Origin of the sequence: Flavisphingomonas formosensis, from assembly GCF_009755815.1 — a bacterium.
GTDB classification, from domain to species: Bacteria; Pseudomonadota; Alphaproteobacteria; order Sphingomonadales; family Sphingomonadaceae; genus Flavisphingomonas; species Flavisphingomonas formosensis.
Genome location: NZ_WRPK01000006.1, coordinates 236,182 through 249,115 on the forward strand (window position 1 = coordinate 236,182; position 12,934 = coordinate 249,115).

The 12,934-nt window shown below is 66.0% G+C and carries 13 protein-coding genes; 7 read left to right on the forward strand and 6 right to left on the reverse strand.

Annotated elements, in window-relative coordinates; all coding sequences use genetic code 11:
- Positions 1-15 precede the first annotated feature (15 nt).
- The 3 genes from GQY20_RS17835 to GQY20_RS17845 are packed head-to-tail and all read right to left on the reverse strand — an operon-like array spanning position 16 to position 2,925.
- Positions 16-1,497 (reverse strand): class I adenylate-forming enzyme family protein, encoded by a 1,482-nt coding sequence (locus tag GQY20_RS17835; RefSeq protein ID WP_157218479.1) that lies wholly within the window; start codon positions 1,495-1,497, stop codon positions 16-18.
- 7 nt (positions 1,498-1,504) lie between these two features.
- A complete protein-coding gene (locus GQY20_RS17840) occupies positions 1,505-1,807 on the reverse strand; it encodes a hypothetical protein (protein WP_198351039.1) in 303 nt (100 codons plus the stop codon).
- Complete coding sequence (locus GQY20_RS17845; protein WP_232476131.1) at positions 1,804-2,925, reverse strand: phosphotransferase family protein; 1,122 nt, start codon at positions 2,923-2,925, stop codon at positions 1,804-1,806. Before GQY20_RS17845 ends, GQY20_RS17840 begins: the two co-directional genes overlap by 4 nt.
- A 180-nt stretch (positions 2,926-3,105) precedes the next feature.
- Here GQY20_RS17845 and GQY20_RS17850 point away from each other — a divergent pair, with 180 nt between their 5' ends.
- Positions 3,106-3,903 (forward strand): glucose 1-dehydrogenase, encoded by a 798-nt coding sequence (locus tag GQY20_RS17850; RefSeq protein ID WP_157218480.1) that lies wholly within the window; start codon positions 3,106-3,108, stop codon positions 3,901-3,903.
- 107 nt (positions 3,904-4,010) lie between these two features.
- Here GQY20_RS17850 and GQY20_RS17855 read toward each other — a convergent pair whose 3' ends face one another.
- The 3 genes from GQY20_RS17855 to GQY20_RS17865 all read right to left on the reverse strand — a co-directional run bounded on the left by GQY20_RS17855 (position 4,011) and on the right by GQY20_RS17865 (position 6,575).
- Complete coding sequence (locus GQY20_RS17855; protein WP_198351040.1) at positions 4,011-4,808, reverse strand: FadR/GntR family transcriptional regulator; 798 nt, start codon at positions 4,806-4,808, stop codon at positions 4,011-4,013.
- Between the two features lie 100 nt (positions 4,809-4,908).
- Positions 4,909-5,754: a MaoC/PaaZ C-terminal domain-containing protein gene (locus GQY20_RS17860; protein ID WP_157218482.1), complete on the reverse strand. Its 846-nt coding sequence runs from the start codon at positions 5,752-5,754 to the stop codon at positions 4,909-4,911.
- Between the two features lie 8 nt (positions 5,755-5,762).
- Complete coding sequence (locus GQY20_RS17865) at positions 5,763-6,575, reverse strand: DUF2889 domain-containing protein (RefSeq protein WP_157218483.1); 813 nt, start codon at positions 6,573-6,575, stop codon at positions 5,763-5,765.
- A gap of 163 nt (positions 6,576-6,738) precedes the next feature.
- Here GQY20_RS17865 and GQY20_RS17870 point away from each other — a divergent pair, with 163 nt between their 5' ends.
- The 6 genes from GQY20_RS17870 (at position 6,739) to GQY20_RS17895 (ending at position 12,789) form a co-directional block, all read left to right on the forward strand.
- Complete coding sequence (locus GQY20_RS17870; RefSeq protein WP_157218484.1) at positions 6,739-7,512, forward strand: helix-turn-helix transcriptional regulator; 774 nt, start codon at positions 6,739-6,741, stop codon at positions 7,510-7,512.
- 174 nt (positions 7,513-7,686) lie between these two features.
- Positions 7,687-8,889: a thiolase C-terminal domain-containing protein gene (locus tag GQY20_RS17875; protein ID WP_157218485.1), complete on the forward strand. Its 1,203-nt coding sequence runs from the start codon at positions 7,687-7,689 to the stop codon at positions 8,887-8,889.
- Between the two features lie 8 nt (positions 8,890-8,897).
- Positions 8,898-9,293: a Zn-ribbon domain-containing OB-fold protein gene (locus tag GQY20_RS17880; protein ID WP_198351041.1), complete on the forward strand. Its 396-nt coding sequence runs from the start codon at positions 8,898-8,900 to the stop codon at positions 9,291-9,293.
- Positions 9,290-10,198, forward strand: a complete 909-nt coding sequence (locus GQY20_RS17885) for a TIGR03619 family F420-dependent LLM class oxidoreductase (RefSeq protein WP_157218487.1) — start codon at positions 9,290-9,292, stop codon at positions 10,196-10,198. The genes GQY20_RS17880 and GQY20_RS17885 overlap by 4 nt, the downstream gene beginning before the upstream one ends.
- Positions 10,199-10,212: 14 nt before the next feature.
- A complete protein-coding gene (locus GQY20_RS17890; RefSeq protein WP_157218488.1) occupies positions 10,213-11,232 on the forward strand; it encodes an NADP-dependent oxidoreductase in 1,020 nt (339 codons plus the stop codon).
- Positions 11,233-11,598: 366 nt separating this feature from the next.
- Positions 11,599-12,789, forward strand: a complete 1,191-nt coding sequence (locus GQY20_RS17895) for a calcium-binding protein (protein WP_157218489.1) — start codon at positions 11,599-11,601, stop codon at positions 12,787-12,789.
- Positions 12,790-12,934: the final 145 nt, after the last annotated feature.

The following is a 12,934-nucleotide window of genomic DNA, read 5'->3' on the forward strand; positions in this document are numbered from 1 at the left end:
ATATACCGTCTCTTATCAGCCCGCCGCGAGTTCGTCGCGCAACGTACGGCGCAACAGCTTGCCGGTCTCGTTATAGGGCAGCATGTCGCGGAAGAAGATCTGCTGGGGCGCCTTGGTGGAGCGCAAGCGGGTGCGGACCCAGTCCTGCAACTCGGCCTCGGCCGGAATTGTCCCTTGCGCGACCGCGAAGGCGACGATGCGCTCGCCCCATTCCTGGTCGGGCGCACCGATCACCGCGACGTCGGCGACGGCAGGATGCTGGCGCAGCACGTCCTCGATCTCGCCGGGCGAGATGTTCTCGCCGCCGCGCACGATGACGTCGTCGAGCCGGCCGTCGATGAAGAGATAGCCCGCCTCGTCGAACCAGCCCAGGTCGCGGGTCGGGAACCAGCCGGCGTCGTCGGTGGCCTTGCGGCCGACATATTCGCCCGACACCTGTTCGCCGCGCACCCAGATCTCGCCGGGCTCGCCAGCAGCGAGTACGCGGCCGTCGGGATCACGTATCTCGACCGCGACGCCCGGCACCGGCCGGCCGACCGAGCCGAGCCGGCGCAGCGACTCCTCCTCGCCCGAGCGGGCGGCGTCATGGTCTTCGGGCCCGAGGATGGAAAGGGTGGAGCTGGTCTCGGTCAGCCCATAGGCGTTGGTGAAGGCGACGCCGGGCAGCAGGTCGAGCGCGCGACGGATCACCGGCAACGGCATGCGCCCGCCGCCATAAGCCAGCGCCCGCAGGCTGGGCAAGGTCGCCTGGGCCGTTTCGAGCACGTCGAGCACGCGCCCGAGCATGGTCGGCACGAGCATCGCATGGGTGACAGCGAAGCGGCGGGCGCTGTCGACCCAGGCCTCCGGCTGGAAGCTTTCGAGCTGGACGATACGGCGCCCGTTATAGACCGAGGTGAGCAGCGCCGAGACGGCCGCGACATGATAGGGCGGCACGCTGACCAGCGCAGCCTCATCCTCGTCCGCGCCGAGGAACTCGACCGTCTGGAAAACATAGGAGGTGAGATTCTCGTGGCGCAGCAGCGCCGCCTTGGGCTCGCCCGAGGTACCGCTGGTGAACAGCAGCACGGCGATGTCGGAGCCTTCGACGGGGACGAATCCGTCGGCCGGCGTCTCCGTCAGCCGCCACAGCGCATCGCGGGGCAGGATCTCGATGCCGTGGATGCCGGCAAGGCGATCGGCCATCGCCTCGTCGGCGACGATCAGCGCGGGGGCGAGCCGCGCGGCAAGGCGGCGCAGAGTCTCGTCCGGCAAGCGATAGTTCAGCGGGCAGAAGGGCAAACCGGCGAGCGCGGCGCCGAAGAGCGCCACCGGCAGCGCGGGCGCATTGACCCCGAGATAGCCGATATGGGCGGCCGGCGATCCGGCCAGCGAGGCGGCGAAGGCCTGCGCCCGGGCCTGAAGCGCGGCATAGCTCAGCGCGCCCTCGCTACCGTCGATGGCGATGCGGTCGGGAACGGCCTCGGCGGCAAGCTCGAGCAGGAGAGGGATGCGCATGACGGCCTCAGTCGGAGGAGGGGAGCTTCTTGGCTTCGACCGGGTCCAGCGCGGCGCCGGCAAAGCCGAGCGATCCCTGGCCGGCCTTGGTGCAGAGCAGCTCGATGCCGGTCGCCTCGGATCGGTAGCGCTTGCCGACCACGCAGCCCTGGTCGAGGCCGGGCTGCATATCGGCCGGCGCGGCCTCCTCGCCGACCGGCGCCATGTCGACGCCGCCGCACTGGGGCAGGCCCTCGCTCTTGGGTGGGCGGATGAGCACCGCTTCCGCTGTGCAGACCCGGCTCTTCCAGCGACTTCCCGGCTTGATCATATGCTGCTGTCCATTTTCGCGTGAGTGTCGGTTGCGCCGGCTTCGCAGGCCGCGGCCCAGGCAGCTTCGGCCAGTGGCGCGACGCGCGCGGCCTGCTCGACCGCCTGGGGATCGACCGCATTGCCGCCCTGCTGGCGGGCGACGACACCCTGGATGATGGCGGCGACGCGGAACAGGTTGAAGGCCTTGTAATAGCCGAGATCGGCGATGGGGCCGCGGCCGATGCGGGCGCAGTAGCGCGCGACATAGGCGTCGAGCGGGGGGATGCCCAGGCGATCGAGATCGGCGGCGGCCAGCGAGCCGCGCGGATCGATGCCGGGCGGGCGATACCATTCCATCGCATGATAGGTGAGGTCGGCGATCGGATCGCCCAGCGTAGCGAGCTCCCAGTCGATGATCGCGGCGACCTCGGGCCGGTCGGGACGGAAGATCAGGTTGTGGAGCGAATAGTCGCCATGGACGATGCGCGCCGGCACCTCGGGCGGCACGTTGGCGGCGAGCCAGGCTATGACCTTGTCCATCGCCGGAACCTCGATGGTCTTCGAGGCTTCGTACTGACGCGACCAGCGGGCGACCTGGCGGGCGAGATAATTGCCCGGCCGGCCGAAATCCTCGAGGCCGAGCGCAGCGGGATCGAGGGCGTGGAGGCGGGCGAGGGTGGCGTTGGCGGAATCATAGACCGCGGCGCGCTCCTCTGGCGCGAGGTCGGGCAGGCTGTTGTCGAAGAAGATGCGGCCCTCGACATGAGCCATGAGGTAGAAGGCGCTGCCGATGACGGCAGTGTCGTCGCAATAGGCGATGGGCCGGGGAACGGGCAAGCCGGCGGCGTGCAGCGCGCTGATGATGCGATATTCGCGATCGATGGCGTGGGCGGAGGCGAGCAGCACGCCGGGCGGGCGGCGCCGCAGCACATAGGCGGCGGCGTCGGTGCGGACCAGATAGGTGGGGTTGGATTGGCCGCCCTGAAACTGGCGGATGACGATCCCCTCGCCCCCATCCACATCGCGCTCGCGCAGAAAGCCGGCGAGCGCAGCGGGATCGATCTCGAAACCCGACAGCATCTCGCCGGACGCGCCGAGATAGGCGTTCGGCGCTTTCTGCTCGGCAACGTCGTTCAATCTTCGTCCTTTCGCGGGCCAGGCGCCATGCCGTGGAGATAGGGTTCCGAGCGCCGTATTCAGCAGAAATCGTCCGGCGGGGCACCTGTCCGATTGGTGGGGTGCGGCGCCTTCGCACGCACGCCATGGCTATGCGTGATATCGGTGTGCGCTGACGCGGGCATGACAGGAGGAGGCAGTATGACGGACAGACCGAGCGAGGCAGCGCAGAGCGGGCGGCTTGCCGGCAAGACGGCGCTGGTGACCGGCGCTGCGTCCGGTCTCGGCCTCGCGATCGCTACGCGGTTCGTGCGCGAGGGTGCGCGGGTGCTGCTCACCGATCGCGACGCGGCGGCGGTGTGCGATCGGGCGGACGCGCTGGGCATGCCCTTCGCGCATCACGACGTCACCCTCGAAGCGGACTGGACTGAGGCGATCAATGCGGCCGAACAGGCATGGGGCGGGCTTCACATCCTCGTCAACAACGCCGGCATCTGCATACCGGGTACGATTGAGGAAACCGACCTCGCTGCCTGGCGCCGGACTCACGCCGTCAATCTGGACGCGGTGTACCTCGGCTGCCACATCGCCCTGCCGCTGATCGCGCGCAGCACGGCGGCGCAAGGTGAGCGCGGCAGCATCCTCAACATTTCTTCCATCTCCGCGATGGTCGCGGGCGCCAATATGGCGAGCTACAACAGCTCCAAGGCAGCGGTGCGTCATCTCAGCAAGTCGGTCGCGCTGCACTGCGCGAAGCAGGGTTATGCGGTGACGTGCAATTCGCTCCACCCCACCTTCATCGATACGCCGCTGATCGACGGCCTTGCCGGCGGTGTGGAGCGAGAGGCGATGCTCGCCAAGCTGGCGCGCCAGGTGCCGGTCGGGAGGGTCGGCAAGCCGGACGATGTCGCCTGGGCGGCCGTCTATCTCTGCTCGGACGAAGCGCAGTTCGTGACAGGCGCCGAGCTGGTGATCGACGGTGGCATGTCGGCGCAGTAGCGCCACTCCAAAGACGCGATCCCGGCGAAAGCCGGTCTCGCCCGGTCTCGGGGGAACCGTCCGTTGCATTTCCATCATGCTGAACTTGCTTCAGCATGGCGGGCCACTTACCGCCACCGCACCCGCTCGCCAAGCTTGGCCGGCCAATAAGCTCGGAAATCCTCGACGACATGTTCGACATGCTTGGCCATCAGCGCTTGAGCGGTCTTGCCGTCGCCGGCGATCACCGCGGCCGAGATCTCGGCATGCTCCTCGGTTATGAAGGTTTCGAGCTGGGTGCGGTCCTTGCTCATCAGCATATGGTCGGAAACGATGAAGCCGATCCCGCGGTAGGTGATCGCCAGCGCACGATTCTCGGCGAGCTCGGCGATGGCGTCGTGGAAGGCGAGGCCGTCGTTGATCGCCTGCGGGCCGTTTTCCTGTGTTGTTGCGGCCAAGAAGGGACGCAGCATGGCCTCGCGTTTCGCCGTATCCGGATTGCGCGCGGCGAGTTCGGCGAGCAACGGCTCGGTCAGCGTCCAGGCGACCAGCAGCTCCTCGTAGCTCGCGCCGTTCATCTGGTAGAACAAAGTCATGGTGCGGCCGAGATTGCGCGGCGAGGCATGGCCGACGGTCACTCCGATCCCCGGCTGCAATCGGATGAGACCCTGCACCTCGAGCAGGCGCAACGCCTCGCGCAGCGATGCCCGACTGACGCGATAGTGGCTCAGCATCTCGGCTTCGTGGGGCAGGCGGCTGCCCGGTGCCATCTGCTTATCGACGATCTCGCGCACGATATCGAAGGCGACGAGTTCGGCGGTCTTGAAAGAACGCCCCGACAGGCCGCCATCGCTATCCGCTGCGATCGGCGGGCGGGTGTTCCTGCCCCCCTCGCGCGGCGCATCTTCCCTCCGGTTCCTCCCCATGGATCTATTCTCCTTGTCGTCTTTCGCGGAGGGGCGGGCAAATTTCCTCATCATAGGCGGCTCCGCCCGGTACGAACAGGGATAGGCCGGCGCGGCCGGCTCATCGCCATCGCACCGCCCCGCCGTCGAGCACGATCGCCCGGCGTTCCGGAACGCGAGCGCGGAAGCGGGCCGCCCCATCGTCCTGCCGCCATGTCTCGATCGCGATGGTTTCGCCGGGGAAGACCGGTGCCGTGAAACGGCAGGAAAGATGGGTCAGCCGTTCCGGCTCGTCCCCGGCCAGATCCACCACTATGGCACGGCCCGCAAGGCCGAAGGTGCAGAGCCCGTGAAGAATCGGGCGTTCGAAGCCCGCTTCGGCGGCGGCGGCGGGCAGCAGGTGCAGCGGGTTGAGATCGCCCGACAGGCGATAGAGGGCGGCCTGTTCCGGGCGGGTCGCGATCTCCACGACCCGGTCGGGTGCATCGCGGGTGAGCGGTGGCTCGAGCCGGGGTGGCGCATCGCCTGTGCCTTCGCCGTCGTCGCCGCGCAGCAGCATGGTCGAGCGCGATACGGCGAGCACGGCGCCGGTCTCCGCGTCGGTGAGCGTGCGGGCCGTCACCAGCAGGGATCCGCGGCCGGCACCGCGATGGTGCAGCACCTCGATCCGCATCCGGCCGACGACCGCGCCGGCGGCAGGAAGCGGCCGATGAATATCCAGCGCCTCGGCGACATGAAAGACCTGTGCGGCGTCGAGCGCGAAACGCGGATCCTCCATCCAGAAGCCTTCGCTGGCCAGTACCGTCGCCAGAGTGGGCAGCGCCTTCAACCCGGCCTCATAGACATAGGGCAGATCGGCATCGTCACGCCCGGCGCCGATGCCGAGCGCATAAAGGATCGTCCGGCGCGCATCATAATGCTCGACGATCGGCTCCGGCATCCAGCGGCGAAGGACGGCGGCGTCCATGTGCGGGGTTACTGTCCCGGCCCGCCATGCCAAGGCGTTTCGACGACGCCGTCGGTGAAATCCCGCCCGTTCCCAGCCCGAAAAGTGGCAAGCGCGGCGCGTTCGGGCGCATAGGCGTAGCATACGCCGATACGCGCGGATTGGGTGGCGACCGGTAGGCCATCCGACGCATCGGGCAAGAAGCCACGGCCATAAGCGAGGAAATAGGTGCGGGAGAGGACGGTGGCGGCCTCCAGCGCATCGCCCTCGAAACGCTTGGCAGCCCAGCCGGTGAAGCCGCGCCCGACGGGATGCCCGGCCAGCTCCTCTGGCGCGATGATCGCGCCGTCGCGCACGCGCCAGCGATGCACCGGCACCTCGTCGCGACGCACCTCGATGTCGACCGGATCGTCCGTCTCGTCGGGAACCGTCGCCTCGTAGATCCGGGTCACGCTGCCGCGTCGTGCATGGGCGAGGGTCAGGGCGGCGAGATCGAACAAATGGGTGCAGTTCCGCTGCGCCCGCCCGCCGGCAAAGAGATCGGCGGCGGTGATGTCGATCGGCATCCCCTTCAGCTCTTCCAGCATGGCGGCCGCCGCTGGACAGGCGCTGGTCGGGATACGAATCGTCTCGCCGTGAATGGCCGTAACCCGATCGCCGTCATGGGTGATCGTGCAGCGCATCTCGTGAAAGATATCGGCTAGCACGGACTGCACCATCCCAGGGCTGCCTACCAGCCGGATGCGTCGGCGTGCGATGCCGTGGCCATAATGTGGGTTCAGCGGAAAATCGAGAATCGGCCGATCGGCGCGGCGCCCCATCAAGGTCGAATCCTGGTCCATGCCTTCAGTCTATCGCGACTTCGGGCCGTTCGAAACTCACAGAATGACAAGGATTTCCAGTGCTAAGCGCAACCTAGGATAAATATGATAAGAAACTTGTCATCCCCTGCGCTTTCGGATAGCTTCGATAGGCAGAGCGAACCCGGAGAAGGGCCCTGAGAGGATGAGCGACCTGAAGGATGTGGCGGCGATGCGGATCACGTCGCCGCAGGACGTGCGGCGCGCGGCTATTGCGCTGAAGGCACTGGTGGATTCGATGGGTGCGTGGCGGATCGCCATCTGTCACAATATCGCAAGCAATCGGCCTATGCGCGATGCCGACGGCGCGATGCTCGCGACGAGCGTATTCGGATGGACGGAGGAAGAGGAGGATCGCTGGTGGCGCCTGCCGCGCCTCGCGCTCGATTCCCCGCTGCCCACTGCCTGCCGCTACGAGAGCGAGCCCTTCTGGTGCAATGCCGGTGGTTTCCACACACTGCTTCCCAATCCGCAGCTTGCCGGCATCGGCCTGCAGGATTTCGAGCGGCGGGCACTCACTCATGCCGCGATCCTCGTCCCGGTGCACATGCCGTTCGGCGTGATCGGTGCAGCCAGCATCACCCCGCGCGATCGCAGCCTCGTCGATCTTTCCGACATCTTCGCGGCCTATGGCGACATATTGGGGCTGTGCCTGCGCGCGTTCGTGACCAGCTATTGCCGGGTGATGGTCTCGCCGGAGCGGGTACCGGTCGGCACCATGCTCTCCAAGCGCGAAGTGGAGTGCCTGCGCTGGGCGGCAGTCGGCAAGACCGATCTCGAGATCGGCATGATCATGTCGCGCAGCCGCGCCACCGTCCGGTTCCACATTCACAATGCGGCGATGAAGCTGGATGCGGTCAACCGCAGCCAGACCGTCTTCAAGGCTGCACAGCTCGGCTATATCGGCCTCAACAGCTGATTTTCGGCAGCGTCGGTCGGCACCATCACATGTGGCCGGCCGGATGCGTTTTCCCTCGCGCTTGCGGGAGGTGGCACCACCCTCGTTCGTCACCGGACAAAAGCGCTAGGTGGAGGCGCCGCGCGAAAAGGCTACCGCTAGTGGCGAGCAATGACGCAGCGGGAGAGAGGGCATATGGCAGCGGACGATCTCGCCGTCGCCGCGCGTGACAGGACGGCCATCGTCGGCATCGGCAGCACCGAATTTTCGAAGGACTCGGGACGCAGCGTGCTTGCGCTCGCGACCGAGGCGGCACGGGCGGCGATCGCCGATGCGGGGCTGACGGCTGCGGATATCGACGGCATCGTGCGCTGCGACATGGATGTGGTGACGACGGCCGGCCTCGCCGCCTCGCTCGGTCTCGACAGGCTTTCCTTCTGGGCAGACACCGGCCCGGGCGGAACGGCGCCTTGCATGCAACTGGGCATCGCCGTCGCCGCGCTGCTCTCCGGCCAAGCCAATGCCGTGATCTGCTTCCGCTCGCTCAACGGTCGGTCGGAGGCACGCTTCGGCGTTGGCGCGCCGGCCGCGGCGGACATGCGGGTCGGCGGGCGCGGTAGCTATGACGAATATTATCTGCCCTATGGCATGATGACGCCGGGCCAGTTCTTCGCGATCCTCGCACAGCGGCACATGTACGACTATGGCTCGACCGCGGAGCAGCTCGGCGCGATCGCGCTCGCCTGCCGCGAAAACGCAAATCGAACGCCGCATGCGCAGATGCACGATCGCCCGCTGAGCATGGAGCAATATCTCGCCTCCCGGATCATCGCATCGCCATTGCGCCTGTTCGATTTCTGCCTGGAGAGCGACGGTGCGTGCGCCGTGGTGCTGACGCGGGCCGATCGGGCACGCGATCTGCGCCAGCCTCCCGTGACGATCCGTGCGGTTGCCGGCGGCGGACCCGAGGACTTTCGCGCGGGCATGATGTTCTCGGCGCTCACCCGCCATGATCTCGGTGATATTGGCGGGCGCGCCGCGGCAGGTGAGCTCTACCGCCGCGCCGGCTTGGGGCCGTCCGATATCGACGTGGCGCAATTTTACGATTGTTTCACGATCAGCGTTCTCCTGCAGCTCGAGGCGTTCGGCTTCTGCGGCAGAGGCGAAGGCGGCGCCTTTGCCGCGTCCGGTGCGATCCGGCGTGACGGCAGCATCCCGATCAACACCGCGGGCGGCAACATGTCGGAAGGCTATGTCCACGGCATGAACCACATCGTCGAGGCGGTCCGCCAGCTGCGTGGTGAGGCGGCGAACCAGATCGCCGGTGTGGAGACCGCGCTCTGCACCAGCGGCCTGTTCCCGGTGGGATCGGGCGCGATCCTCAGAAAGGCCGCCTGATGCTCCCGGTGACTGACGATCGCGACACTGCCCCTTTCTTCGTTGCAGCACGCGAGGGGCGGCTGGTCTATGCCGCCTGCCCGTCCTGCGAGCGGGCGGTGCATCCGCCGCTGCCCTATTGTCCGTCCTGCGACGCCGGAGAGCCCGTCACCTGGCGGCAGGCGAGCGGACGCGGCACGCTCTACGGCTTCACCACCGTCGCACACCAGGTCCATCCGGCCTTTCCGGCGCCCTACACGGTCGTGCTGGTCGCGCTCGACGATGCGCCAGACGTTCGGCTGACCGGAATGATACCCGGTACGCCCGCGTTGGAAATCGGCCAGGCGATGCGCGTGTGGTTCGAAGATAAGGGACAGGACGTCGTCCTGCCGCAATGGCAGCCGGCAGAGGAGAAAGCAGCATGACGGGCACCGTCGGTATCCAGACCTACAATTATCCGCCCGAAGAGCTGCTCGCGCTTGCGCAGGCGGCCGAACGACTGGGCTTCGAGGGCCTCTGGCTGGGCGAGCATTACGTCAATCCGGCCAGCTATCGTAGCGCGCATCCCGGAACGCATGGCAGCTCGGAGGTGAAGGAGGACGATATTCTCGGACCCCATGTCACCTTGCAGGATCCCTGGTTCCTGCTCGGCGCGGTGGCGGGGGCGACGCGCCGGCTCAAGCTCGGCACCGCGATCACCATCGTGCCGCTGATGCCGCCGCTGCTGCTCGCCCGCGCGACGGCGACGGCCTGGCACGTCTCCGGCGGCCGCTTTCGGCTCGGCACCGGCGCGGGCTGGTTGGAAGAGGAGTTCGACATTCTCGGCATCCCCTTCGCCGAGCGCGGCAGCCGCCTGGACGAGACGATCGAGATATTGCAAAAAGCCTGGGCGGGCGGCTATTTCCGGCACGAGGGCGCCCATTTCGCCTATCCGGTGGAGCAGCAGGTCACGCGCGATCCGACGCCGGTGCCGCTGGTCTGCGGCGGCAACACGGGCCCGGCGCTGCGCCGGGTGGTTCGCGTCGCCGATGCCTGGATGAATTCGGCGATGGTTTCGCTCCCCGAGGCGCTGGCGCTACGTGATCGGATCGAGGCAGAGCGGAGCAAGGCGGGCAAGACCGGCGCGCTCACTTATTATCTACGCCCCGAACATCCGGACCCTGAACTCGTCGATCAGTTCCGGGCGGAGGGTTTTGGCAATATCGTGCTCTGGGGGCCGCATGTCTGGCCGCAGGGCGGCCCGCTGACTTTGGCGGAGAAGGAGGCGCGTCTCGCCGAGATTGCCCGATCGCTCGGCGTCCGGGCGCCGAGCGAAGACGTCGCGGCCTGAAGCGGCGGAATGGCATGAGGATCCGCAATCGCCGCTGGTTGCTGGCCGAGCGTCCGCTCGGACGCCCCATATTGCACTCCGATTTCCGCTGGGACGAGGGGGACGTCGACGCCGCCGCTCTCGAGGAGGGCGAGGTGTTGGTCCGCGTGCTGCATCTCAGCGTCGATCCCGCCCAGAAGGGCTGGATGGAAAATGTCGCCGATTATGTAGCGCCGACGGCGCTGGGCGAGGTGATGCGGGCTTATGGCATCGGCCAGGTGGTTGTCTCGCGCGCCGCGGGTATGGGGGTTGGCGACATGGTGCTCGGCTACCTCGGCTGGCAGGATTATGCGGTCCAGCCTGCCGCCGAGCTGGAACGGATCGATGGCGATGGCCCGTTGCTGGCCCATCTCGGCATTCTCGGCCTGACCGGCTACACTGCCTTTTTCGGCTTGAACAGGATCGCCAAACCTTTTCCCGGTGATACCGTCGTGATCACCGGCGCCGCGGGCGCGGTCGGCCTCGTCGCCGGGCAGCTCGCCAAGCTGGCCGGTTGCCATGTCGTCGGCATTGCAGGCGGTGAGGATAAATGCCGCTGGCTGGTCGAGGAGATCGGATTCGACGCCGCCGTCGATTATCGCGCCGGGCCGATCCGCAAGCAGATACGTCCGCTCGTGCCCAACGGGATCGACGTGCTGTGGGACAATGTGGGCGGCCCGACATTCGACAATCTGTTGCCGCTCATCGCAACCCACGCGCGCGTGGTCGTGTGTGGTGCCATCGCCATCTATTCGGAATCGAGCCTGCCGCCCGGACCTTCCCACTACATGAATCTCGTGTTCCGGCGCGCGCGGATGGAGGGCCTGATCGTATTCGATTACAAGGAGGAGTTCCCCTGGGCCTATAAGCGGTTGGCGAAGTGGCTGGCCGAGGGCAGGCTCAAGGCACCTGAGGACGTCGTGCATGGCCTGGATCAAGCGCCGGCGGCTTTGTTGCGGCTATTCGAAGGCCGCAATCGGGGAAAGCAGATTCTGAGCCTCGACGCGCAGAATTGAGCGGGCACCCCACGCTCGACCCATGTGTCTGCGAGATCGCATGCCGGGCGCATGCGGCCGATTGATTCGACGGCTTGAATATCGGCCACGCAACGATTAGGCTGGATCGATAACATAAGTTAGCGCCCATTCTTTCCAGTAGCTATCAGAATAATTTCGCCATGCTTTGAAAAATAACAGAATAAATCCAAGACTGATTTAGAGAGTTGAAGTCATATTAACTATGACGAATCAACGTCATTTGTGGTCGTCGCACCTGAAGCGCAACTGATCTCATCAAAATGGAAAGCCTTAGTCTTTTTCGTCAGCGGCTTATTGCCGCCGTCGATTGGGCGGGGGCATGAGGTCGCGCTTCAGGAGAAAAAAATGAAATTTGTTGGTGTTGCTGCTGCGGAAACGATCATCGGCACGTCGGTCGCCGACGACATCAATGGAATGGGGGGCAATGATCTGGTCTACGCCGGACTCGGCGACGATCATGTCGAGGGCGGAGATGGGAATGACACCGTCTACGGGGACGCCGGCAACGATTTCCTGCGTGGAAACCCCGGTGACGACACGCTCTATGGCGGTGATGGCAATGATCTTCTCGATGGTGCTGCCGGTCGCGATCATCTGATCGGAGGACTCGGCAACGATATCTTCTCGGGTGGAGACGATAATGATATCATCGATGCCGGTGACGGTCATGACCAGATATTGGGGGATGCCGGCAACGACGTCATCTATGCCGGCGACGGCCGCGACTATATCGACGGCGGTTATGGTGACGACATCATCTACGCGGGTGCCGGCGATGACGGCTTCCTCAATGAGGTCAATCCGGCAACAGGCAAGTTGACTACCCAGGCTGTGGGCGGCGGTGCCGGTAATGACTGGATTTATGGCGAAGATGGCGCCGACAAGCTGAAGGGGCAGGCCGGCGACGATCATCTCTACGGCGGCGCCGGCAACGACCGTGTCGATGGCGGCGACGGCAACAACCATCTCGAAGGCGGTTCTGGCGATGATATATTGTCGGTCGAATATGGTGTCGACCAGCTCTACGGCGGCGATGGAAACGACAATATCCAGGCCGGCCTCGGCAATGATCATCTCTATGGCGGCAACGGCGCGGACTCGATGAATGGCGAGGGCGACAATGACGTCATGTATGGCGGCAGCGGCAACGACATCATGATCGGCGGCGCCGGCAATGACGAGATTCACGGCGATGCCGGTTTCGATCGGATCATGGGCGAACTCGGCAGCGACAAGCTGTGGGGCGGCGCCGGGGCGGACTGGTTCAGCTTCAAGGGCGCGGGTGCGCTGGATGGCGGCGATACGATCGAGGATTTCGAACGTGGCATCGACAAGATCGTGCTCGAGAAGCTGGGCGTCACCAGCTATCATGCCGGCGGCGGTCTAGGTACCGTCTTCGCCACGGATCTCGCGAATGGCGACGTTTCCCTCAATGTGGTGACGTCCGCCGGCCAGCATTTCAGCATCACGGTGGCCGATCCCAGCCATGTGCTGAGTGCCGCCAGCTTCTCGGCGACGGACTTCCTGTTCGCCTGACGCGGTGGCGCCGCAAGGCGCCCGGCTAATCCGGGAGAGGTAGATCGCAATCGCCGCCGGCGCCGGCGATCTGCCTCTCTTGGCCCCCTTCGCCTCGCAAGAGCGTTATGTCGCCACAGAGCCATCGCCTAGTCTTGCCCGCGAA